Raw genomic sequence first — 23,908 nt, forward strand, 5'->3', positions numbered from 1 at the left:
TACACTTTATATATCTTTAGAGCTTCAACCTCTCTATTTCTTAACTCTCTTCAAGATTCTATCTTTTAAATTAAAATCTTTTTCAATTTTTTTATTGGTAAGTCTTTCTAAAGCAGATAGGTTTCCATAACGACAAATATCGTTCATTTCACTTTCAGAAAGAGTACTTGTTGTTTTTGACATCAACTCTTGAAAACGTGTTTTGTTAGCTATAAATTCTTTTATACAACTCTCCTCTTTTGTAGAAAAAAGATTATAAAAATCACTAACATAATTATCTGGAATCATATATGGATTTTCATTTGGAATAAACATAATCTGCATATTTGATCCTCTTGTCACATGGTGAAGAGTTTTATCAGGAGACTCCCAAACCGCGAACACTTGCTTTTCAAATAGAATATCCGACTCTAAAATTGATACTCCATATACAATTTTTCCACCGTGTAAGTCTATATATTTTGCAACCGTTTCAAAAGAATCATTAATATTGTATTTTCTTATTTGTATATTATGATCTAATTTTCGAGTTAAAAAAACATAACTTTTAGAATGGATAAATTGTTCTAATTCATTGTACATAATTTCTGGACAGTTTAATTTTGAGTGAGATTTCATTATTGCCTCCAAAAAATCAAATATTTTTTGATTTTACTTATATTATACCCCGTATAAGAAACATTTACAACAAATGATTGAAACTAAAACTTTTTTAGCTTTTAAAACATTAAATTTCTTTAATCAAATAACTACCCTTATTTGTTTTCTTTAAAGCATATAATGCTAAATCAGCTAACTTATACAACTCTTTAAAGTTACAGTTACCCTTTTTATCATAAGCTACTCCAATAGTTGATTTTATCTTTATTTTTTCAATTGTCATTTCTAATTCAGCTATCATTCTTTCTAAGTAAACTTCTAAATCAACCTTAGATACATTCTCTAAATATACCACGAATTCATCTCCGCCTAGACGTCCTACAATCCCCTCTTTATCAAATATCTCCTTAAGTTTCATCCCAATGAAAGTTATGACCTCATCTCCTTTTTGATGTCCCATACTATCATTTATACACTTAAAGTTATCCAAATCAATTAGTATCAAGGATTGTAGTCCTGTTACTTTTTTAGCTTATGAATTCTTTTCATTTCATCTTTTGTGTATCCTACCATCTTATAAAATGCTGAATTAGCTTTTAATATAGTAGAATATTTATCATTTTTACATATTAGTGCTCCGCAACTTATTTTTTCAAAAAAATCTATATCTTTCATATTATTTAACCTACTTTTTATTTTTCAAATTTAATTTATTACTCATACTTTTTAGCATAAACTCTTTTTAGAATCCATCTTAGTCGCCAAGTATAAAAATGGTGTATCCATAGCTGCAACTATCCATTTTAATATATATGTACTTAAAAATATCTCAAACATAACTTCAAAAGAGAAAATCCCTGTGAAGGCTAAAGTTGTAAATAAAATATTATCCACTAACTGACTTACCATAGTACTTCCATTATTTCTAATCCATAGATGCTTTGGAAACTTCTCTTTTAAAATCTTATACAGATATATATCTACATGCTGAGATATTGCATACGAAACTAATCCAACTATCATAAATCTTGGGAATAATCCAAAAATCGATTTTAGATTACTATGCATCTCTAGTCCGTCTGCTTCTGGAGTAAACATCAGTGCAAAGTTTATCATAAATGCTATAACTATATTAGTAAAAAATCCTATCCAAATAGCTTTCTTAGCCTCTTTTTCTCCATACTTTTCAGAAAGTATATCTGTAACTAAAAATGCACTAGCATAAGGTATATTTCCTAGTGATGCATGCAAACCAAAAAGTTTAACTAAAACCATTACCTCAACACTTGCTATAAACATAGATATTGGAATCCAAATAAAAAGTCCTGTTTTTCCAAAACATTTATAAGCACCTAAAACAATAATAAAACTTAAAAACAGTTTTATTATCCATAACATCTCATTTTGTAATAACATTCCATTCATCATCATATTAATACCCCTTTAACACTATTTCGTTATCTTTTTTATTTTCAGGAAAAATTCTATGAAAGAAAAACTCAAAGAATCTTTTCTCATCCACCTCTGTATTTATAAATACATTTGGTGTTTTTCTATAAAAATCTCCAATATCTATTAACGTCTGTCCAATGGCTCTTCCATTTTCAACACATTCTAAGTGAGTTAAAACTCCACTACATAGACTTGGCTCTATAAAATAAGCTACTGCTAAAGGATCGTTTATTACACAACCTAAAGTTCTTTCTTGCATCCAATGAAAATCAACATAAAATCCTGTTATATTATAAATAAAATCAGCTATTTCATTTTTCATCTGCTTTAAATACTCTCTATAGTTTAGTGTTAAAACTATTTTTCTAGTTACATCTAGTGGAATAAGCTCTATTGGCTTATCTACATTTTCAAAAACAATATTTACTGATTCTGGATCTACCCAGTAGTTAAATTCAGCTACTTGAGAACAATTCCCGTTGGTTCTAAAAGCACCTCCCATAGAAACAATTCTTTCAGCTCTTTTTAAAATCTCTTTTTCCCTCTCCACAGCCTTTGCTAAATTTGTCATTGGACCTAATGCTATGATAGATATATCATCATTCTCTTTTAAAGTTTTAATAAGATAATCCACAGCTCCTAATTTAATAGCATCTTTTGGAATGACAACTTCTGGTAAAACATCTCCAACTCCGTCGTCTCCATGGGTATCTTGAGCTGTTACTAAATCTCTTTTAATCGGATTATTATCTCCTAAGAAAATAGGAATATCCTCTCTTTTTAGTAACTTTAAAACTCGATAAGCATTAACTCCTCCAATCTCCACTGGAACATTTCCAGCACAAATAGTAATTCCAATAACATCTAGCTCTGGTGATTTCAGTGCTAAAATCAGCGCCAGTGAATCATCAATTCCTGGATCACAATCAATAATTATTCTTTTCATAACCTCTCCCTTTCTGGGATCCACACAAACAAAAAAGGCTAGAATAAACCTAGCCCCTTGCTGGTTTTTTTTACAGATGGATCTCCCAAACATCTTTTTTTATAAATTTAATTCTAAAAGAGTATATCATCTCTTTTAGATTTTTTCAACTAAATCTGATTACAGCTTTATAATATAAAACTTCACTCCATTTATTACAATAGTATCCTCTTTTTTCTTCCCAATCTTATCGAACTTACTGTGAGTATATCTTCTCACTAATTTAGCTGGATAATCTTTTGAAGTTTTAATAGAGATTAACTCAATTGTACTTAAAAGCTCCACTCTATCACTTGAAACTAAATAATCATCTGCACCATAAGAAAATAAAACTCCTTTATAATAACCATCTGGTTTTATCATCTTAAAATTAAAATTCTTTCCTGTTTGTTTTACTATGTACTGCCCTAAAGCAGATATTTTTTCCTTCATTTCTTACCTCTTTTATTTCTTATTCTACTTTTATCTTTAAAAGCATTTTTTTGTGTCCTGATCCACAAGGTAATGTACATTTAGCAGTATATTCTCCAACCTCTTTTGGTGTTATCTCCACTGTTTGGGCTTTTCCAGGAGATGCTTCTAAGTTAAACCCTAAGTCTCTTGATCCTAAACCATGATCTCCCTCTTTGCTTATCAAAGTTAATTTCACAGGTTCATCTTTTTTTAAAACAATCTCTTTTGGTTCATAACCCCAATTATACGCAGTTATATCAATCTCTTTTCCCAAAAGTGTCGCTGATAAAAATGTACATAATCCTAAAATTTTAAAAATTTTCATAATCTACCTCCTAAACTTAAAATAAGTTAAAAGGTATTACCAACTAAATCTCTTTTTTCATTTTTTCGCAGAATTTTTTTGCTTTTAAACTGCTTTCATCTATATCTAACTCTATTTTTTTTATAGAAGTATCCTCTTCAGGTAAATGAGTTAAAATAAAATACCCCAATCCTCTATTTTGATACTTGGGACAAATAAAAAGTTTTTCAACTTTAAAAGTTCCTACTTCACTTTGTGATTTTAAAAATATAGCTCCTATTATCTCATTTTCTAAAAATATAACTTTTCCAACACTATTTTCTGTTATATTTTTAAACTCTTCGTAACTCTCTTTTTTTAAACTTTTTCTAAATGCATTTCTATTTATATTCCAAAGAGCATTGCAATCACTTGCTTTAAAATCTTTAATCTCTACCATTTTCTCTCCTCCTAAATATTTTTTAGTTCCTTTTGTGGTCTTCCAAAATAATACCCTTGCCCATAACTAACTCCAATATCTTTTAAAAATTCAAACTGTACTTTTTCTTCTATTCCTTCTGCTACAACTTTAAGTTTTAAACTCTTTATCATATTTGTTAGTCCTAAATATACATTTTTTCCTTTCTCGCTCTCTCCATTAATGCTAGAAATTAGTGATTTATCAAACTTTACAACATCTATCGGTAGTGTTGTTAAAAGTCCTACAGTAGAGTATCCCGCTGTAAAATCATCTATAGAAAGATATATTCCCTTCTCTCTAAATTTATTTAATTTTGTTATAACATCCTCTGCATCTTTTAAAAATGTACTTTCTGTTATTTCTATCTCTAAATTTTTTCCACTTAAAGAGTATTTTTTTAAAAGATTTAATATAACTTCTACAACCTCTTTTCTTTTAAGAGTTTCTACAGACATATTAAAAGACATTCTAAAATCTTTATCTACAACACCATCTTCTATAAGTTGTTTTGTCTTCTTTATTGCCTTTTCAGCAATTTTATAATCAACTTTATAGATTATTCCTAAGTTTTCAGCTATTGGTATAAATTCACTTGGATAAATCTCTCCTAGTAAATTATTATTCCATCTTGTTAAAGCTTCCGCACCTATTACTTCTCCATTTTTCAACTCATATTTCTTTTGGAATACTGGATAAAACTCTGTATTTATTGATTTATTAATTAAATTTTCGATTATTTTTTTTCTTTTTTTAGTTTTTATAAATTCATAAGTTGCTTCTTGTGACCACTTTTCTTCACTTTTTTTTGCTGAATACATAGCTAAATCTGCATACTTAAAAGCATACTCCATTGAATTTTTCTCTTTTTTTAAATAATATCCTAAACTAAAAGAAATATTATACTTTTTCATTAAATTTGAATTTTTAAAAAGAGATTCTAATTTTTCTACTTTTAATTTTACATCTGTTGTATAACAAGAAAATATGTAAAATTCATCACCTGATATTCTAAAAATATAATCATTAGCAAAAACTTCTTTTAAAAGTTTTCCAGCTTCCACTAACACCTTGTCACCGTAATCATGTCCATAAGTATCATTTAATAGTTTAAAATTATTTAAATCCATTAAAAAAGTACAACCACTTATATCACTATTATTTTTACAAAATTCATTATAAACTCTTCTACTATATAAACCTGTTAATTCATCTTTTAGTAGTTCTTTATTTTTTCTTTTATGTATTAAAACTTTAAAGGTTTGATAAGCTACCAGTAACATTAGAGCTACACAACTAAGAATAACTACTGCAACTAGTTCTTTATGTCGCTCTTGCTGATGAAGAATCTCTCTTTTTTTATTTAACTCTGACACTTTAAGAATATCTTTCAAATCTACCATTTCTAATATAGCTTTATTTAAAATATTTTTTAATATTTCTCTGTCTTTATTTAAAGCTAAGTTTATAGGTACATTTTCAAGAATTTTTATATTATATCTATTTTTATCATATATGTCTGAATTTAAAGATAAAACTGCAGTTAATTTATTATTTTTTAAATCTGATAACATTTTATCTCCATTTAAGTAAGCTTTTATATCGCTTTTTAAAAAATGATCTTTAGCTACACTTTCTTCTATTGAATTTTTTATAACACCAACTGTTTTTTTATTAGATAAGTTTTTGAAATTTTCTATTTGATAGACATTTAAGTCATAAATTTTTTTAGTAAATATAAACGTCTGCTCTCTTTCAGCTGTTTTTGAAAGAGTTAAAACATCTATTTCACCTTTATTAAACTCTTCATAAATATTAGCCCACTCAATTTTTTCACCATTTTCTTTTTGAGTTATATTAATATTTAACCTTCTAAATAAACAACCTAGTAAGTCTGGAAGAACTCCTACAAATTTTTTATTCATAGATGAATAATTACTAACATTTTCAATATTTCCATAGGAAATTTTTAAAGGTTCTAAATTTTTTAGATATTCACTTTCTTCATCTGTTAAAGAATTTAGAAATTTATTTTTAAATAAATATTCCCTTCTTTTTTTTAACCAGTTCTCTATCTTTTTATTATACTTTTCATCTAAAGCATTATTTATTATACCACTTAAATTTTCATACTCTTTTCTAATTCCAATTGTAGTTTCAGGAAGTTTACCCACATTTAATTTATTAGATTCACCTATTGTACTCAGATTTGTTTTGGCAAAGTACTTAGGATTCTCCATATCTAGTTCATCAATTTTAATAACTTTCATATCTAGTTCATTTTTTAGTTTAAATCTTTCTAAAAATTCTTCATAGACACTATTTTTAGTTACATAAACCTCTACTCCATTTAAATCCTCTGGAGCATTTAAATTCTTATCTTTTGAAACAACAACTAGTTCCTCATCGAAAATTTTATTTGTAAATATTGTAAAATTACCTCTACTGTCAGTTTTAGATAATAAACCTAGAATATCAATTTTTTCATCTTGGAATTCACGATATATAGTATCCCAATTTCCTTTTCTTAATTTTATATTAAGCTGTAAATAATTTCCTAATAGCTCCTCTAAAATATCATTTAATGATTCATTATCTATTTTATCATTTGCAAAATAGTTAGTTTTTATCCCTAAAACTAACTGCTTTTCTCTCAACTCTTGAAGATATTCTTTCTCCTTTTGGTTTTTAGGAATATATATATCCATCGAAATTATAAATTTAAAACTTAAAAAGAAAACCAAAAGTATTCTTTTTATACCCATTCATCCCCCCTCGAAAATTAGAAGTTATAAAATTTTTTCTAAAAACTTTTCAATTTCGCTTTTTATTTCAGAAATAGAAAAAAATCTTACTTTCTTCATAATTTCTATCCCGCCGTAATATATGATTAAAACAGGCGTTACAAAAACTAAAAATTCTCCTGACACTTCAGGATTCTTTTTTGTATCTATTGGAAAAAATTTAGAATTTTTATATTCTTTAGAAAGCTCCTCTAACCTAGGGAGCATAGCACCATCCACTCAACATTTTTTTGTTCCATCATAGATATATACAAATCCAAATTTCTCATTTCTCATATCTTTATAGTTCATATTCCCCTCCCTATAAATGATTTTATATCTTTTATTTAAATTATATCTTGATTTCCATTTTTTTTCTAGGAAAAACTAAAAATTCTTTTCCATTTTTTATTTTTTGGTTTTACTTGTCTTTTACCTGTTTTTTATTTTACCTTTACATACATACCGTATAATACTATTAAATTGAAAAATGGGGTGATTTTATGACATTTAATAAAAAAATATTAGGTTCATTGGTTTTAACAACACTTTTAGCTAGTTGTGGTTCTTCTGAAAAACCTGTATCTAAAGAAAATAATAAAACAAAAGAGATTACAGTTTATACAGCTTTAGAAAATGAACAGATTCCTGAGTATCTTCAATCTTTTAAAGAGCAATATCCTAACATAAAACTTAATATTGTTAGAGAATCAACAGGTGTTATCGTTTCAAGAGTTTTAGCTGAAAAGGATAATCCACAGGCTGATGTTGTATGGGGAACTGCTGCTACTGGACTTTTAGTTTTAGATGAAGCTAACCTTTTAAAGGAATACTCTCCTAAAGACATTGAAAAAATAAATCCAAAATTTAAAGATAATACAGGTAAAGATCCTAAATGGGTTGGAAACAACGCTTGGATGACAGCTATTTCAGTTAACACTATTGAAATGAAAAAATTAGGTTTAGAAGAACCTAAAAATTTCTCTGATCTTTTAAAACCTGAATACAAAGGTTTAATCTCTATGCCTAACCCGGCTTCTTCTGGAACTGGATTTTTAACAGTTTCTGCTTTAGTCCAACTTTTAGGAGAGGAAAAAGCTTGGGAATATATGGCTAGCTTAGATAATAATATGGGTGTTTATACTCACTCAGGATCTAAACCTGCTAAAACAGCTGCATCTGGAGAGTATCCAATTGGAATATCTTATGGATATCCTGGAATAAAAATAAAAAATGATGGAGCTCCAATTAATGTTTATTTTCCTAATGAAGGTTCTGGTTGGGATTCTGAAGCTAATGCTCTTATAAATAAAAAGAATATTAAAGATGAAGCTAAGGTATTTTTAGATTGGGCTATCTCTGAAGATGCTATGAAAATGTATGCTAAATCTTACGCTATTGTTTCTAGAGATATCAATGTTGCTCCACCAAAGGGGTTCCCAGAAAATCCTATCAATCAATTAATCGCCAATGATTTCTCTTGGGCTGCTGCTAATAAAGAGCGTATTTTAACTACTTGGGAAACAAAGTTTGGTTCAAAAACTGAAAAAAAATAATAAAGGGGTACTAATGAGTTATTTAAAGATAAAAAATGTTGAAAAAACTTTTGGTAAATTTAAAGCACTAAATAATATAAATTTCGAAATAGAAAGAGGGGAGTTTATCTGTTTTTTAGGTCCATCTGGTTGTGGTAAAACAACACTTCTTAGAATTATTGCTGGACTTGAAAATGTAGATAGTGGTGAAATTTTTTTAAAAGATGAAAACATTACAAAAAAGCATCCTGCTAAAAGAAATATGTCAATCGTTTTCCAATCTTATGCTCTTTTTCCAAATTTAACAGTTGGAGAAAATATTGCTTATGGGATGAAAAACAAAAAAATACCAAAAGATATAATTCAAAAGAAAATAGATGAGTCTCTTGAGCTTGTTGGTTTAAGAGGTCAAGAGCATAAATATCCAAATGAACTTTCAGGTGGACAACAACAAAGAGTTGCACTTGCTAGAGCAATATCTTACTCACCAGATATTCTTTTATTAGATGAGCCTCTTTCAGCTCTTGATGCTAAAGTAAGAGAAAAGCTTAGAAACGATATAAAAGATCTTCAAAAAAAACTTGGAATCACAACTATAATGGTTACTCATGATCAAGAGGAAGCTCTTTCAATGTCAGATAGAATAATCGTTATGGATAACGCTAAGGTTGTTCAAGTTGGAACACCACAAGATATCTATGAAAATCCAGCTAACAATTTCATTGGAGATTTTATAGGAAAAGTTAATAAGTTTGAAATCAATGGAGCAAAAGTCATGGCTAGACCAGAGGATATCTCTCTTGCTGATGAACAAACAGATAATTTCTTTATGGGAACATTGGAATCTTGGGAGTATATGGGATCATACTACAGATTAAAAGTTAATAAAAAGAACTATATCATTGAAGTTGATATCTGTAGAAATAATATTGCTCATATTCCACTAAAAAAAGATCAACATATCTTTCTTAAAGTTGAAAGAACTTTAGGAGGAGGAGTTGAATGGAGCTAGTTTTTAAAAAATCAGAAAAACTACTTTCAGAAAAAATTAGAGATATCATTGTTTGGGGAATTGTAATCTTTTTCGTTGTTACTCTTCTCTTTCCACTTATCTCTTTAAGTATAAAAGCAACAGAGGACAATGCTGGAAACTTCATTGGTTTACAAAATTTTATACAGTACCTTACTAGTCCTGGAGTAGTATCCTCATTTTTTAATACAGTTAAAATAGCAACTTTAACTATGGTTATAACTTTAATTTTAGGATTTGGTTACTCTTACGGAATGGCTAGAAGCAATATAAAAGGAAAAGGAGTTTTAAAGTTTTTAATTCTTCTACCTATATTTGCTCCAACTATGCTACACGGTATCTCACTAGTTTATCTATTTGGAAGAATGGGTGTCATAACTACTGGATTCTTTGGTAGATTTCCTAATCTCGCAACAGATATAAATCTATACGGTTCAACTGGAATTGTAATTAGTGAAGTTATATATACTTTGCCTCAAGCTTACTTAATTATCTCTATGGCTCTACAAAATAGCGACTATAGACTCTATGAAGCTGCTAAAACTCTTGGAACAAGTAAAGTGAAACAATTTTTTACAATAACGCTTCCATCTTGTAAGTATGCTGTTTTTTCTACAGCTACAGTTTCTTTTATTCTTGCATTCACTGACTTTGGAGCACCTAAAGTTGTTGGTGGAAACTATAATGTTTTAGCTACAGATATCTATAAACAAGTTATCGGACAGCAAAATTTAGGAAGAGGGGCAGTTGTTAGTATTCTTTTACTTATTCCTGCAGTAATCTCGTTTTTCTTTGAAAAATCTTTAGAGAAAAAACAAAGAGATACCTTCAATGCAAAATCTATGAACTATCGAATTGAAAATTCAACTGGTAGAGATATTTTCTTCTACAGTTTCTGTTGGTTTATTGGTCTTAGTATATTAGGACTTTTTATTACAGCTGGAGTAGCTTCTTTTGTTAAAATGTGGCCCTATAATTTTGAACTTACTTTAAATAACTATAAATTCTTTGATTTTAATGGTGGAGCTTTCCATTTTTATAAAAACTCAATTACTATAGCTTTGCTTTCAGCTCTATTTGGAACTATCATTGCATACCTTGGAGCATATATATGTTTAAAAACTGAAAGTTTAACAAAGCTTAGAAATGTTATTAAATTTTTCGCAATAGTACCTTTAGCTCTTCCTGGAATAGTTTTAGGTTTAGGATATATTTTCTTCTTTAATATGAACTATATTAGAATTCCACTTCTTGGTTGGATAAATAATCCATTCAATAGTTTATATGGAACCCTTTGGATATTAGTTCTTGTAAACATAGTACACTTTTTCTCTGTTGCTTTTATGACAGCATCAACTTCTTTGAAAAAGTTAGACAAAGAGTTTGAAATTGTATCTCTTTCTATGGGTGTTCCTTGGTATAAAACATTTTTCAATGTAACTCTACCACTTACTAAACACACTATTGGAGAGATATTCATATATTACTTTGTAAACTGTATGACTACAGTTTCAGCAGCCGTTTTCTTATATACTTCAAAAACAACTCTTGCATCTATTGCAATGGTTAACCTTGATGAGGTTGGAGATCAGGCTAAAGCAGCAGCAATGGGAATTTTAATTGTTGGAACAAATCTTTTAGTAAAAGCAATTTATGAAATAATAAAAAAAAGAAATTTTGGGAGGAATAAATAATGAGAAAAGAGATTAAGGCAGTTATATTTGATTGGGCAGGTACTACAGTAGATTATGGATGTTTTGCACCACTTGATGTTTTTGTTCAAGTATTTAAAGAGATTGGTATTGAGATAACTTATGAAGAAGCTAGAAAACCTATGGGAATGTTAAAAATAGATCATATTAAAGCACTATTAAAAATGGATAGAATACACTCTTTATGGTTAGAAAAATTTAATAGAGAGTACACTATGGATGATATCAACTCTTTATATGAGAGATTTGAAGAAGTTTTATTTGCTTCTTTAGAAAACTTTGCTGAACCTGTTCCTGGAATACTAGATCTTCAAAAAGAATTAAGAAATAGGGGAATAAAGATTGGAAGTACTACTGGGTATACAAAAGAGATGTTAGATATTGTTGCTCCTAAAGCAAAAACATTTGGATACTGTCCAGATTTTAGAATTACATCAACTGAAGTTCCTGCTGGTAGGCCATTTCCATATATGATTTATCAAAATATGATAACTTTAAATGTTCCAAGTGTAAGCTCTGTTATAAAAATTGGAGATACAACTGTTGATATGAAAGAGGGAAAAAATGCTGGTGTTTGGGCTGTTGGTATCTTAAAAGGTGGAAGTGAACTTGGACTTTCTCAAAAAGAAGTTGAAACTATGGATTCTGCTGAACTAAAAAAATTAATGGATGCAACTGCAAAAAGATTATATTCTGCTGGAGCTGACTATGTTGTTGAGCAAGTTGGAGACTTACCTAATATAATTGATATCATTAACGCTAAAATGAATGCCGAAGAGGTTATCTAACATGAATAAAATTACATCTGAAGGGGATATTAATACCTCTTCAAATCGTAAAATTTGGCAAGAAAAAAATATAAATTATGAAACTAATTGCATTCTTAGAGATGATGAAGATATCTTTCTTCATCAATCTCTTTCAACACCTTGTCTAAATGTTTTAAAAAAATCTAAAGGTATATATTTAGAAGATATCTCTGGAAAAATCTATATGGATTTTCACGGAAATAATGTGCACCAAGTTGGTTTTGGAAATGAAGATGTTAAAAATGCTATTATTCAAGAGATGGAAGAACTTCCATTTTCCCCTAGAAGATATACGAATAACTCTGCTATAACTTTAGCTAAAAAACTTTCTGAAAAGACAAATGGTCTTTTAAATAAAGTTCTATTTTCACCAGGAGCAACCTCTTCTATTGGAATGGCAATGAAATTAGCTCGACTTGTCACTAAAAAAGATGGGTTTTTATCTTTTTGGGACTCCTTTCATGGTGCTTCAATAGATGCTATCTCCTTAGGGGGTACTGCTCATTTTAGAAATGGTATTGGGAGTCTTTTAACTGGGTGCGAACACCTAGTCCCTTATAGTAACTACAGACCTATTTTTGATGAGGACACTTTTCTAAATATTTTAGATTACACTCTAGAAAAACATGGAAATATAGCAGCCTTTTTTATGGAAACCATTAGAAATACTGAAGTGGAGATTCCATCATATAAACTCATGAGAGGAATAAGAGATATTTGTACAAAACATAATACACTTTTAGTTTTAGATGAAACTGCTATTGCTTTAGGAAGAACTGGAAAATTCTTCGCCTTTGAACACTATGATATCGAACCTGATATTGTTGTTGTTGGAAAAGGACTTGGTGGCGGGATATTTCCAATCTCTGCTCTTTTAACAAAAGATGAGTTTAATATTGGTCAATACACATCTTTAGGACACTATACTCATGAAAAATCCTCTGTTGGATGTGCTGCTGCTAATGCTACTATAGATTTTATCGATAGTCACAGCATTTTAGAAAAAACATCTAATATGGAGAAGTTTATTTTAAAAAAATTAAATATCCTAAAGGAAAAATATAAAATTATTGGTGATGTAAGAGTCATTGGAATGCTTTTTGCAGTAGAACTTGTGAGAGATAGAAAAACAAAAGAAAAAGCTGAGTCTGAAGCTGATAGGATTCTTTATAAATGTCTTGACCTAGGTCTTAGTTTTAAGGTTTCTAGTGGAATTTTAACTCTTTCGCCACCACTTATCATTGAAAAGCACGAACTTGAAAAAGCTCTTGAAATTCTTGAAGAGAGTATAAAAATTGAAAACATAAAACTTTTTGGAGGAAATAACAATGAATAACAATAACTTAACAGATAAACCATATATCCTTTTAACACCAGGACCACTTACAACATCTTCTGGAGTTAAATCAGCTATGCTTAAAGATTGGTGTACTTGGGATAACGAGTATAACTCTTTAGTTCAAGATATGAGAAAAAGAGTTTTAGATGTTGCTGAAGCTGGAGATGACTATACTATGATTCCTATGCAAGGAAGTGGAACTTTCTCTGTTGAGGCTGTTTTAACAACTGTTGTTGGAGAAAATGAAAAAGTTTTAATTCTTTCAAATGGTGCATATGGAGATAGAATGAAAACTATTTGTGACACAGCAAAAGTTAAAAATGCTATCTATAAAATTGAACAAACTGAAACTTATGATTTAACTCATTTAGAAAATATTTTAAAGGAAGATAAAGAGATTACTCATGTTGCTGTTGTTCACTGTGAAACTACATCAGGAATTTTAAATCCAATTAAAGAGATTGGAATAGTTGTTAAAAACTACAATAAAACTTTTATAGTTGATGCTATGTCTAGTTTTGGAGGAATTCATTTTAATATTCCTGAGTATCAAATTGACTTTTTAATTAGTTCATCTAATAAATGTATCCAAGGAGTTCCTGGATTTGGATTTATTATAGCTAAACAATCTGAACTTTTAAAGTGCGAAGGAAAAGCTCGTTCTCACTCTTTAGATATCTTCGATCAGTGGAAAGTTATGGAAAGTGGAAATGGAAAATGGAGATTTACTTCACCTACTCACGTTGTAAGAGCATTTTACCAAGCTCTTTTAGAGCTAGAAGCTGAAGGAGGAGTTAAATCTAGAGAAAAAAGATATAAAGAAAACCAAGATAAACTTGTTAACGGTATGGAAACTCTTGGATTTAAAGCTATCATCTCTTTAGAAAAGCAATCTCCTATTATTACTACATTCTATGCTCCGAATCATCCTGATTATAAGTTCGAAACTTTTTATTCAAAACTTAAAGAACAAGGATTTGTTATATACCCTGGTAAATTAACAAAAGAAGAGAGTTTTAGAATTGGTAACATTGGAGAAGTTTACCCTACAGATATTGATACTTTAATCAACTCTATTAAGAATTCAATGTTCTGGAGATAATCTATGTTAATGGAAGAACGTAGGCAACTTATTTTAAATGAAATAAATATTAAAAATATCGTTTATGTGAAAGATCTTGCAGTGAGATATAGTGTGACTATGGAAACCATTCGAAAGGATTTAGAAGAGATAATATTTGAAAACCAAGATATTAAAAAAGTTTATGGAGGAGCTCTAAAAAGCTCCTCTAGTATAATTGATGAAAGTTACAATTTAAGAAAGGAACTTTTCTCCAATGAAAAAACTATTTTAGCTCAAAAAGGTGTTACCCTCATCAATGATGGCGATTCTATATTTTTAGATGCCGGAACTACAATCTCTAAAATAGTTCCATATTTAAAAAATAAAAAAAATCTTAAAATTGTCACTATCTCTCTTTCTGTTATTAATGAATTTATAAATTTTTTTAGTAATATTGATCACACTCACTCTATATTTCTAATCGGTGGAGAGGTTAAACTAAATCTTTTATCAACATCTGGAATTAAAACATCTTTAGATATCAACAATTATTTTTTCGATAAAGCTTTTTTAACTTTAGATGGTTTATCTTTAGAAAATGGTATAACATCACATAATCACGATGAAGCACTAGTTACTAGAACAGCCTTAAAACATTCTTTAGAAAATATATTTTTAGTTACTGATGAAAAATTCAATACCTCTAAATTTTATAAAGTTTGTGATTTAAATCAAGTTAATTACCTTGTTTCTGTAAATCCTGAAAACAGTTTCCTTAAAAATTTAGTTAAAAATTTTAATATAAATCTCTATTAATGTGTTATAATTTTTTTATTAAATAACGGAGGTAGACTATATGAAGAAAACACTATTTATACTTAAAAATTGTGATAGTTGTGATGTAGTAAAAGGTTTATTCAATAATAGACATGATTTAACTATCTATGATTTGACTGAAGCTAAAGACTTAGCACAAAAACTTAATGTTACTTCAGCTCCTACTTTAGTAGTTGAAGATTGGGAAAGTGTTACTAACTACGTTGGAGTTGAAAAAATTAAAGAGTATTTAAGTGATGAACCTACACCAAATTATCCTTGTGTTTGTTCTGAATAGTTTTACTGATTAAAGGGGGATTTTATGATTGAATTTAAAAATGCATTGAAAAATGGAGATTTAGAAAAATTAAAAGCTAAATTAGAAGATGGAATTGATATTAATGATAGAAGCGGGGAATACAGATATCCTATTCATAAAGCTGTTCTTTTAAAGGATGTAGATATTGTCAGATTATTTTTAAAGCATAATGCTGACATCAATATCCAAGAACCACTACAAGGTAATACACCTATCAACCTTGCTATTTTCAATAAAGATTTACAGATGGTAAGTTTTTTTAAAGAAAATGGTGCTAATTTAGATATTAAAAATAGCTGGGGAATGAACTCACTAGAGTATGCTATCTATCTAAAAAATAATATGAATTTTGATGATATTGATGATATTATTGAAATCTTAAAATAAGAAAAAAAGAGCATTTAGATTTTTAAATGCTCTTTTTTTTGACCTTCATATATACTTATCTCTCCACTAAATAGATAAGCCATAGCACAAGCTACAAAAAGATATCCTGCCATATTGTAACCAAATATCTCTATTCCTATTAAAAATGATGCTAAGAAAGTATTTGTAGATGAAGCAAATACAGCACAATAACCTACAGCTGCTAAAAACTCCACAGGAATTCCAAACCAACTTCCTAAAATACCACCTAAACATGCTCCTATAGCAAAAATTGGAGTAACCTCTCCCCCTTGAAATCCTATTCCTAAAGTGAATATAGTAAAGAACATCTTTAATATCCAATCATAGGAATATAGTTTTTCTTTTGAAAAAGCTATATCAATTAGATTAGTTCCTAACCCACTATATCTTCCACCATAAACTAACCAGATTAAAAATGCTAATATTATTCCTCCAAAAAATATTTTTTTTATTGGATCTAAATTTACCATATATTTATTCTTCTTAAATTTTTTTAAGAAAAAAGCAAAACAATAACCAGCTACTGCAAAAATAAAACTTGCCATTATAAACATAGTTATATTTCTCATATCACTTTTTGGAAATTCCTCTATTATAAAATGAAAATGTTTCATCTCAAAATACTCTGATACTCCAAAGGCTGTATAAGCTGCTAAAAATGCTGGAAATAACGCTTTATATTCCACAACTCCCATATTCAAAATCTCTAAAGAAAATATTGTTGCTGCAAATGGAGTTCCAAAAAGTCCTGAAAATCCAGCTGAAATTCCTGTTGAAATAAGAATTTTTTTCAAATCATTTATATTTAATTTTATTTTTCTTTCTACATATATTGTTATAGTATTTGCTACTGTTGCTCCTATCTGTACTGCCACTCCCTCTCTACCAGCTGAACCACCAAAAAGATGAGTCGCCCATGTTGAAACAATAGAAAATGGTATTAATCTTTTAGGAATAATTACATTCTCCATATGTGCTGCTTCAAATACATAGCCCATTCCTTTTAAAGATCCTTTCCCATATTTTTTATATAAAAATATCATTAAAACACCCACAAAAGGTAAACAAATTATTAATTTATTAAAATATTCAACTCTTAAATTAGCTGCTAATATCAATCCTTTTGAAAAAAATACATCAATAATACCTACTATTAATCCTGTTATAATTGAAAATCCTGAAAAAAATAGAGCTCTTATTATTCTGTCCTTCATATATTCCTCCTTACTCTACTTGTTTTCAGTTACATTTACATCTAAAATATTAAATGGAACGTTTACTCCCTCTTTATTAAATACTTCTAAAATATAAGCCATTAACTCTCCTCTAACTTTATAATAACCTTTTGTTGGGGTCCAAACCATAAATAAAATATTTATACTTGAATCTCCATATTCCATTGTATGTATAAAGTTTTCTCTATCTTTATTTAACCCTTCGTAAGTGTTAGCTATATTTTCCAATATACTAATTACTTTTTTCATATCAGAATCATAAGATACCGATAACATAAGTTTTATACGTCTAAAAAGATTTGCATCATAGTTTATAATATTTCCACTAATCATTACATTATTTGGAACTATGACTCTTCTTCCATCTAAACTAGTTATATATGTTGAGAATACCTCTATTTTCGAAACTTCTCCCATTACACCATTTATCTTTATAAAATTTCCTATACTAAAAGGTCTTGTAAAAAATAGTACTACTCCACCTGCTAAATTCGATAGAAACTCTTTTAAAGAGATACCTACACCTAAACCAATAGCACTGATCATTGTAGCTATTGATGCTTCACTAAAACCAAATGCCAATAATCCTATTAAAAAAAACATTACATTTAATCCTAATTTTGTAACTGATTTAGTGAATTGCTTTGTATTAATATCTTGATTAACTACTGGTATTTTATCTATATACTTGTCTACTTTTTTTGTAAAATACGAACCTAAATACAGTATAATTATAAAAAAAAGGGTTCTAATTAGGAATTCAATTGCATCATGTCCTAAAGTTTGCAATAATGGTTCTCCTGAACTATTTTTTATTTGTAATATACTACCTAATGTTTTCATGCTACTTCCTCCCAAAATAAACTTTCTCTATAATTTATATTATAGATTTAATAAATATATCCTTTAATTTTTTTATAAATTTAAAAGGAAATCTTTATTTTTTTTGTAGAAATAGCACAGATACATTAACTAGCATAGGAGGTATTTTTTATGGAAAAATGGAGATGTAAAGTGTGTGATTGGATTTATGATCCTGCTACTGGGGATCCTGATAATGGTGTAGCTCCTGGTACTGCTTGGGAAGCTGTTCCTGAAGATTGGGTTTGCCCTATATGTGGTGCAGCAAAAGACGAGTTTGAAAAAGAATAACTTTTTTTACTGGGGTACTTTTTAATACCTCAGTTTTTTTTAATTTTTTAAATATAATTTAGGAGGTTATCTATGTCTATGTTTTGTTTTCAATGTCAAGAAACTGCTATGAATAAAGGTTGTACTGTTAGAGGTGTTTGTGGTAAAGCCTCTGAAACTGCTAATTTACAAGATTTATTAATACACATGGCTAAAACGGTTTCTGCTTATATTGAGCTTTTAAATGATAAAATTCCTATAACTGATGATTTACATCGTTGGGTTGTAAATGCTCTTTTTGTTACTATTACTAATGCTAATTTTCACGATGACGCTATTATAAGAGAGATTGAAGCTGGTGAATCTTATAGAACTGCTCTTGAAATAGAACTTTTAAATAATAAAATCTCTGTTCCTGAAAAATATGCAAAATATATCAACTGCCCTACTGATCTTAGTTCAGATGATTCTCTTTTAGATTATGCTGAAAAAGTTGGTGTACTTAGAACAAAAAATGAAGATATTCGTTCTTTAAGAGAGACTATTATATATGGACTAAAGGGAATGTGTGCTTACGTTGAACATGCTTTTAATTTAGGATTTGAAGATGTTTCAATATACAGATTTATTGAAGAAACTTTAGCTAATGTTGACGATGATTCTTTAACTGTTGATGAGCTAGTACAAATGGTTCTAAATGTTGGTAAAGTTGGTGTTGATGCTATGGCCCTTTTAGATAAGGCTAATACAACATCTTATGGACACCCTGAAATAACTAAAATTAATATTGGTGTTAGAAACAAACCTGGAATCTTAATATCAGGGCATGATTTAAAAGATTTAGAAATGCTTTTAGAGCAAACTAAAGGTACTGGAGTTGATGTTTATACTCACTCTGAAATGTTACCTGGTCATGCATACCCGTTTTTTAAAAAATATGATAATCTTGTAGGAAACTACGGAGGATCTTGGTGGCACCAAACAAAAGAATTTGTTGACTTTAATGGACCTATTCTATTTACAAGTAACTGTTTAGTACCTCCTAGGGGGACTTTAGCTGAGTATCTTGAAAGAGTTTATACTACAAATTCTGCTGGTATGGAAGGATGCGAACATATTCTTGCTGATGAAAATGGATTTAAAGATTTCAGCGAGATTATTGAAAAAGCAAAGGCATGTAAACCTCCTATTGAAATTGAACATGGTGAAATTATTGCTGGTTTTGCTCATAATCAAGTTTTAGCTTTAGCTGATAAAATTGTTGATGCTGTCAAATCTGGAGCAATCAAAAAATTCTATGTTATGGGTGGTTGTGACGCTAGAATGCAAGATAGAAAATACTATACTGAATTTGCCCTAGCTTTACCTAAAGACGCTGTAATTCTTACTGCAGGTTGTGCTAAATATAGATATAATAAATTAGACTTAGGAGATATTGGTGGTATTCCTAGAGTTTTAGATGCTGGGCAATGTAATGATTGTTATTCTCTAGCTGTCATTGCACTAAAATTAAAAGAGGTATTTGGATTAGAAGATGTAAATGATTTACCAATTGTGTTTAACATTGCATGGTACGAACAAAAAGCTGTCTTAGTTCTTTTATCTTTACTATATCTTGGATTTAAAAATATACATGTAGGTCCTACTATTCCTGCATTTTTAAGCTCTAATGTTCTTCAAGTTTTAATTGATAACTTTAATTTAGGAACAATTAGTAATGTTGAAGACGACTTAAAAAATTTCTAAAATAAAAAGGCAAACTTTAATAGTTTGCCTTTTTTAATATCTGTTTCATTTCTTTTATTTCTTCGTCTTGACTTAGTATAATCTTTTGAGACATTTTTATTAATTCTTGATTTTTACCATATTTTAAATATTCTTTTGCCATAAGAACAGCACCTTCATGATGAATAGTCATATTTTCTAAGTAACTTTTTGTAACCTCTGTTGCATCATTAGCTTGATTATTATAAGGTTTCATCTCTTTCATCATTTTCACCATTATTTTTTTCATTTTATTTAAAAATTCTGGATTATCATTCCCCCTTAACTCTCCCGACTCTAATAATTTTTGCATTAGTACAACCTCTTTTTCTTGAGAACGAATTATTCTATATGCTAAATTTTTTACATCCATATTCTGAGTATATTTTAGAATTCCTGTACTTGTTATTATTGCTGCTTCGTGGTGGGGTATCATATATATCACAAAATTATTTCCAACATCTTTTGTTAAAAATATTTGAGAACTATTTGACATCATCACACTATGAGCATATTCATCATACTCTTTAAAACCTCTTAAATTTTGCGGAATAATCTCTTCTAAAGGAGTTAATACTGTATAGATTTTACTATCTGACTTTATTTCGTAATTAGATATTTTATGAATATGGTTTTCATTTAAATCACTTCCAGGGGAATTTAAAGAAACTGTTGAAAAAAGTGCTGCAATTCCCACCATTATATTTATATTTTTAAAATCCATTTTTTCAAACCTCCTTGCACTTAAAGTATGTGCTATATTATTATATATAATCACCTAAATTCCTTTTTAATTTAAAGGATTTTCTCAATTCCTTTGTAAAAGTAAAGCATATGATACTTTTACATCTTAAGGAGGATTTTATGTATGAATTTCTAAAAAATTTAGACCCTGTTTTACAGGCTCTTTTGGCTACATTATTTACATATTTTGTTACAATGCTTGGATCTGCTATGGTATTTTTCTTTAAAACAATAAATCAAAAAGTTTTAAATGGAATGCTAGGTTTTGCTTCAGGTGTTATGATTGCAGCTTCATTTTGGTCATTATTAAATCCAGCTATTGAGTTAGCTGAAAGCATCGGTCTTCCTGGATGGAAACCTGCTGTTATAGGCTTTCTTTTTGGTGGCTTTTTCCTTTGGTCTATTGATAAATTTTTACCTCATCTACATCAAAACCAACCTATATCAAATGCCGAAGGAATTTCAACAAAATGGAGAAGAAGCATTCTTCTAGTTCTTGCTATAACTCTTCACAATATACCTGAAGGATTAGCTGTTGGAGTAGCTTTTGGTGCTTTGGCTGTAACTGGACCTGAATCTTCCTCTACATTAGTTTCAGCAGTAGCTTTGGCTATTGGTATAGGTCTACAAAATTTTCCGGAAGGAGCCGCAGTTTCTATCCCTTTAAGAAGAGATGGAATGAGTCGTAGAAAAGCTTTTTTCTATGGACAAGCTTCTGGTATTGTTGAGCCAATAGCTGGTGTCATCGGTGCCATTTTTGTTATTAAAATGACTTTCTTACTTCCTTATGCTCTTGCTTTTGCTGCTGGTGCTATGATTTATGTTGTAGCAGAAGAGTTAATTCCAACCGCTAAGGAGATTCGTCATGATGACTCAGGAACTATTGGAGTAATGTTTGGCTTTGCTATAATGATGTTTTTAGATGTGGCCTTAGGTTAATATATAACTAAAAAAAATGGAGCTATTTCTGAGCTCCATTTTTTTCTTTCTCTACTCTCATTATTATAACTGTTACTTTATTTGTATATTTAGATAACTCATTATAATCTTTTTCTACTTGTTCCCAATCTGGTTTTGGTCTTTCTATTTCTTTTGCTATTTTTGTGCTTAAATACTCCATTCTTTCAAGCTCTCTATCTGCCATTCCTTTTTTTATAGCCTTCATAACCTCTTTTTCATCCATAGAGTTTGATGTTACATCATCATCTAAAACCATATCTGACATTAATTCATTATTTATTTCCTCTTCAAAATTTGGCTCACTTTTATCTAAGCCACCTTCTTTTAAAGTTCTCATCATATTAACAGCCAATTTGTTGGTATACATTGATAATTCATTATACAAAGTTTCAACTTTTACCCAATCTGGTTTTTCTTTTTGAACTTCAGCATCAACTTGTTCCCCTATTTCGTTCATTTTATCCATATTTTCTGGATCCTCACCAATATTTCCCATTACATTTTGAATAAACTCCTCATTGGCCATATTCGTTACCGATATATTATCAATTGTTGGAGTGTTTGTATTTAAATTATTTGTATCCTTTGCAGAAAAAGACGTAATTGACAACATAATAGATAAGATAATTAAAATAATTTTCATCTTTTTATCTCCTTTTAATTTTATATAATCTTAAATATATACTACCAAAAGAGAAGTTAAATTCTTTGAAATTAATATAATTTTTCTAGATTTAATTATATTCTTTGTATCTAAAGTATTGATAAAATAAATGTGACAAAAGTACAAAAAATATGGTATTAATTTAAGTAACAATTCTAGGGGAGTGATTATATGTTAAATAATTTAAATACTCATCGAAACTATCTACATACTATACCGGAACTAGCATTAAACGAATTTAAAACTGCTGAATACATCAGAAAAATTTTAGATGAAGAGCACGTGGAGTATCATTGTGTTGGAACAAGTACTGTTGCTTTTATTTCTGGAGAAAGTGATAAATGCATCGCTTTTAGAGCTGATATTGATGCTCTACCACTAAATGAAGAAAGTATTAATCCATTTAAATCTAAAACTCCTGGGATGATGCATGCATGTGGTCATGATGGACACACTGCCATGTTATTAGCATTTATACAAGAAATTAAACTTTTAATATCTCAAGGAACTAAACTAAAAAAATCTTTAGTTTTCATATTTCAAGCAGGAGAAGAAGGAGCTGGAGGAGCTAGATTTATTATAGCTGATGACTATTATAAATCAAAAAATATAGAGGCAATCTACGCTTTACATGTATATCCTGAAATTAATGTAGGCGAATTTGCTGTAAAATCTGGTTTTGTATCTCTTCAAAATATAAACCTAGACATTGTTCTAACTGGAAAAGGTTGTCACGGTGCTCAACCACATAAAGGAATTGATTCTATACTTATTGGTGCTAAATTAGTTGAAGCATATCAATCAATTAAATCTAGAAATATACCATCTTATGAACACTTTTTACTTACAATTGGAGCTTTCCATGCAGGTACTGTTAGAAATATTATTCCTGGTACAGTTAATATGCTTGGAACTATTAGACTTGAAAATATATCTTTAATACCTTTTATTCAGGAGAGAATGGAGCATATTAATCAAGGATTTGAACTAGCTTTTGATGTTAAAATTGATATGAAATTTCAACCTTTTTATCCTCCAGTAATTAATGACTCCACTCTTTTTGAAAAAGCTTTAAAAGCTTTAAAAGATAAAAAAGTTTTTACTGATATAGCTTTAAGTGGATCTGAAGATTTTTCTTTTTATTCTCAAAATGGAACTCCTGGACTATTAGTATTAGTTGGTGTTAGAGATGAAGAAAAGGGGCATGTTTGTGCTTTACACAATAATAGATTTGATTTTGAAAATGAGGCTTTAATTCATGGTGTTGAATTCTTTAAAAGTTTACTTCAAGAAAATAACGTAATTTAGCTCTATTTTAAAGGAAGTCTTTAAGTTATTTTTAATA

The 23,908-nt window shown here is 29.0% G+C and carries 27 protein-coding genes; 13 read left to right on the forward strand and 14 right to left on the reverse strand.

The window, feature by feature from the left end:
* Positions 1 to 33 precede the first annotated feature (33 nt).
* The 10 genes from MKD34_RS05070 to MKD34_RS05115 all read right to left on the reverse strand — a co-directional run bounded on the left by MKD34_RS05070 (position 34) and on the right by MKD34_RS05115 (position 7,262).
* Entirely contained in the window at positions 34 to 618 is a 585-nt protein-coding gene (locus MKD34_RS05070) for a hypothetical protein (protein ID WP_240218537.1), read from the reverse strand.
* Positions 619 to 727: 109 nt separating this feature from the next.
* Positions 728 to 1,105, reverse strand: a complete 378-nt coding sequence (locus MKD34_RS05075) for a GGDEF domain-containing protein (protein ID WP_240218538.1) — start codon at positions 1,103 to 1,105, stop codon at positions 728 to 730.
* 14 nt (positions 1,106 to 1,119) lie between these two features.
* Complete coding sequence (locus MKD34_RS05080) at positions 1,120 to 1,275, reverse strand: hypothetical protein (protein ID WP_240218539.1); 156 nt, start codon at positions 1,273 to 1,275, stop codon at positions 1,120 to 1,122.
* A gap of 51 nt (positions 1,276 to 1,326) precedes the next feature.
* Entirely contained in the window at positions 1,327 to 2,031 is a 705-nt protein-coding gene (locus MKD34_RS05085; protein WP_240218540.1) for a queuosine precursor transporter, read from the reverse strand.
* A gap of 1 nt (position 2,032) precedes the next feature.
* Positions 2,033 to 2,998: a nucleoside hydrolase gene (locus MKD34_RS05090; protein WP_240218541.1), complete on the reverse strand. Its 966-nt coding sequence runs from the start codon at positions 2,996 to 2,998 to the stop codon at positions 2,033 to 2,035.
* 159 nt (positions 2,999 to 3,157) lie between these two features.
* A complete protein-coding gene (locus MKD34_RS05095) occupies positions 3,158 to 3,469 on the reverse strand; it encodes a hypothetical protein (protein ID WP_240218542.1) in 312 nt (103 codons plus the stop codon).
* Between the two features lie 19 nt (positions 3,470 to 3,488).
* The gene (locus MKD34_RS05100) at positions 3,489 to 3,815 is read right to left on the reverse strand and encodes a cupredoxin domain-containing protein (protein WP_240218543.1); all 327 of its coding nucleotides are present in this window, start codon (positions 3,813 to 3,815) and stop codon (positions 3,489 to 3,491) included.
* A 43-nt stretch (positions 3,816 to 3,858) separates the two neighbouring features.
* Positions 3,859 to 4,233: a GNAT family N-acetyltransferase gene (locus tag MKD34_RS05105; RefSeq protein WP_240218544.1), complete on the reverse strand. Its 375-nt coding sequence runs from the start codon at positions 4,231 to 4,233 to the stop codon at positions 3,859 to 3,861.
* Between the two features lie 11 nt (positions 4,234 to 4,244).
* Positions 4,245 to 7,016, reverse strand: a complete 2,772-nt coding sequence (locus MKD34_RS05110) for an EAL domain-containing protein (RefSeq protein ID WP_240218545.1) — start codon at positions 7,014 to 7,016, stop codon at positions 4,245 to 4,247.
* Between the two features lie 24 nt (positions 7,017 to 7,040).
* Positions 7,041 to 7,262: a thioredoxin family protein gene (locus MKD34_RS05115; RefSeq protein WP_240218546.1), complete on the reverse strand. Its 222-nt coding sequence runs from the start codon at positions 7,260 to 7,262 to the stop codon at positions 7,041 to 7,043.
* A gap of 275 nt (positions 7,263 to 7,537) precedes the next feature.
* Here MKD34_RS05115 and MKD34_RS05120 point away from each other — a divergent pair, with 275 nt between their 5' ends.
* Genes MKD34_RS05120 through MKD34_RS05160 form a run of 9 tightly spaced genes read left to right on the forward strand, consistent with a single transcriptional unit; the run spans position 7,538 to position 16,044 of the window.
* Positions 7,538 to 8,590, forward strand: coding sequence for a putative 2-aminoethylphosphonate ABC transporter substrate-binding protein (locus tag MKD34_RS05120; RefSeq protein ID WP_240218547.1), 1,053 nt, complete (start codon positions 7,538 to 7,540; stop codon positions 8,588 to 8,590).
* Positions 8,591 to 8,603: 13 nt separating this feature from the next.
* Entirely contained in the window at positions 8,604 to 9,581 is a 978-nt protein-coding gene (locus MKD34_RS05125) for an ABC transporter ATP-binding protein (RefSeq protein ID WP_240218548.1), read from the forward strand.
* On the forward strand, positions 9,572 to 11,293 hold the full coding sequence (locus MKD34_RS05130) for a putative 2-aminoethylphosphonate ABC transporter permease subunit (protein ID WP_240218549.1): 1,722 nt from the start codon (positions 9,572 to 9,574) through the stop codon (positions 11,291 to 11,293). The genes MKD34_RS05125 and MKD34_RS05130 overlap by 10 nt, the downstream gene beginning before the upstream one ends.
* Entirely contained in the window at positions 11,293 to 12,099 is an 807-nt protein-coding gene (gene phnX, locus MKD34_RS05135; protein WP_240218550.1) for a phosphonoacetaldehyde hydrolase, read from the forward strand. Before MKD34_RS05130 ends, phnX begins: the two co-directional genes overlap by 1 nt.
* A 1-nt stretch (position 12,100) precedes the next feature.
* Entirely contained in the window at positions 12,101 to 13,456 is a 1,356-nt protein-coding gene (gene pbfA, locus MKD34_RS05140) for a (R)-1-hydroxy-2-aminoethylphosphonate ammonia-lyase (RefSeq protein ID WP_240218551.1), read from the forward strand.
* Complete coding sequence (locus MKD34_RS05145) at positions 13,449 to 14,561, forward strand: 2-aminoethylphosphonate--pyruvate transaminase (RefSeq protein ID WP_240218552.1); 1,113 nt, start codon at positions 13,449 to 13,451, stop codon at positions 14,559 to 14,561. The genes pbfA and MKD34_RS05145 overlap by 8 nt, the downstream gene beginning before the upstream one ends.
* 3 nt (positions 14,562 to 14,564) lie before the next feature.
* Positions 14,565 to 15,338 carry a DeoR/GlpR family DNA-binding transcription regulator gene (locus MKD34_RS05150; protein WP_240218553.1) on the forward strand — a complete coding sequence of 258 codons (774 nt, stop codon included), beginning with the start codon at positions 14,565 to 14,567 and terminating at the stop codon, positions 15,336 to 15,338.
* Between the two features lie 40 nt (positions 15,339 to 15,378).
* Complete coding sequence (locus MKD34_RS05155; protein WP_240218554.1) at positions 15,379 to 15,636, forward strand: thioredoxin domain-containing protein; 258 nt, start codon at positions 15,379 to 15,381, stop codon at positions 15,634 to 15,636.
* Positions 15,637 to 15,660: 24 nt separating this feature from the next.
* The gene (locus MKD34_RS05160) at positions 15,661 to 16,044 is read left to right on the forward strand and encodes an ankyrin repeat domain-containing protein (protein ID WP_240218555.1); all 384 of its coding nucleotides are present in this window, start codon (positions 15,661 to 15,663) and stop codon (positions 16,042 to 16,044) included.
* Between the two features lie 14 nt (positions 16,045 to 16,058).
* Here MKD34_RS05160 and MKD34_RS05165 read toward each other — a convergent pair whose 3' ends face one another.
* The gene (locus tag MKD34_RS05165) at positions 16,059 to 17,279 is read right to left on the reverse strand and encodes a chloride channel protein (protein WP_240218556.1); all 1,221 of its coding nucleotides are present in this window, start codon (positions 17,277 to 17,279) and stop codon (positions 16,059 to 16,061) included.
* A 15-nt stretch (positions 17,280 to 17,294) separates the two neighbouring features.
* The gene (locus MKD34_RS05170) at positions 17,295 to 18,143 is read right to left on the reverse strand and encodes a mechanosensitive ion channel family protein (RefSeq protein ID WP_240218557.1); all 849 of its coding nucleotides are present in this window, start codon (positions 18,141 to 18,143) and stop codon (positions 17,295 to 17,297) included.
* A 150-nt stretch (positions 18,144 to 18,293) separates the two neighbouring features.
* Here MKD34_RS05170 and rd point away from each other — a divergent pair, with 150 nt between their 5' ends.
* Both rd and hcp read left to right on the forward strand, forming a co-directional pair.
* Entirely contained in the window at positions 18,294 to 18,452 is a 159-nt protein-coding gene (gene rd, locus MKD34_RS05175; protein WP_240218558.1) for a rubredoxin, read from the forward strand.
* 72 nt (positions 18,453 to 18,524) lie between these two features.
* On the forward strand, positions 18,525 to 20,177 hold the full coding sequence (gene hcp, locus MKD34_RS05180) for a hydroxylamine reductase (RefSeq protein ID WP_240218559.1): 1,653 nt from the start codon (positions 18,525 to 18,527) through the stop codon (positions 20,175 to 20,177).
* Positions 20,178 to 20,193: 16 nt separating this feature from the next.
* Here hcp and MKD34_RS05185 read toward each other — a convergent pair whose 3' ends face one another.
* A complete protein-coding gene (locus MKD34_RS05185; RefSeq protein ID WP_240218560.1) occupies positions 20,194 to 20,919 on the reverse strand; it encodes a DUF305 domain-containing protein in 726 nt (241 codons plus the stop codon).
* Positions 20,920 to 21,059: 140 nt separating this feature from the next.
* Here MKD34_RS05185 and MKD34_RS05190 point away from each other — a divergent pair, with 140 nt between their 5' ends.
* Complete coding sequence (locus MKD34_RS05190) at positions 21,060 to 21,878, forward strand: ZIP family metal transporter (protein ID WP_240218561.1); 819 nt, start codon at positions 21,060 to 21,062, stop codon at positions 21,876 to 21,878.
* 22 nt (positions 21,879 to 21,900) lie between these two features.
* Here the strand turns inward: MKD34_RS05190 and MKD34_RS05195 are convergent, their stop codons facing one another.
* The gene (locus MKD34_RS05195; RefSeq protein WP_240218562.1) at positions 21,901 to 22,542 is read right to left on the reverse strand and encodes a hypothetical protein; all 642 of its coding nucleotides are present in this window, start codon (positions 22,540 to 22,542) and stop codon (positions 21,901 to 21,903) included.
* Between the two features lie 192 nt (positions 22,543 to 22,734).
* On the opposite strand from MKD34_RS05195, the gene MKD34_RS05200 reads away from it, so the two are divergent.
* The gene (locus MKD34_RS05200; RefSeq protein WP_240218563.1) at positions 22,735 to 23,871 is read left to right on the forward strand and encodes a M20 metallopeptidase family protein; all 1,137 of its coding nucleotides are present in this window, start codon (positions 22,735 to 22,737) and stop codon (positions 23,869 to 23,871) included.
* Positions 23,872 to 23,908: the final 37 nt, after the last annotated feature.

This window comes from Cetobacterium somerae (assembly GCF_022430525.1).
Lineage (GTDB): Bacteria > Fusobacteriota > Fusobacteriia > Fusobacteriales > Fusobacteriaceae > Cetobacterium_A.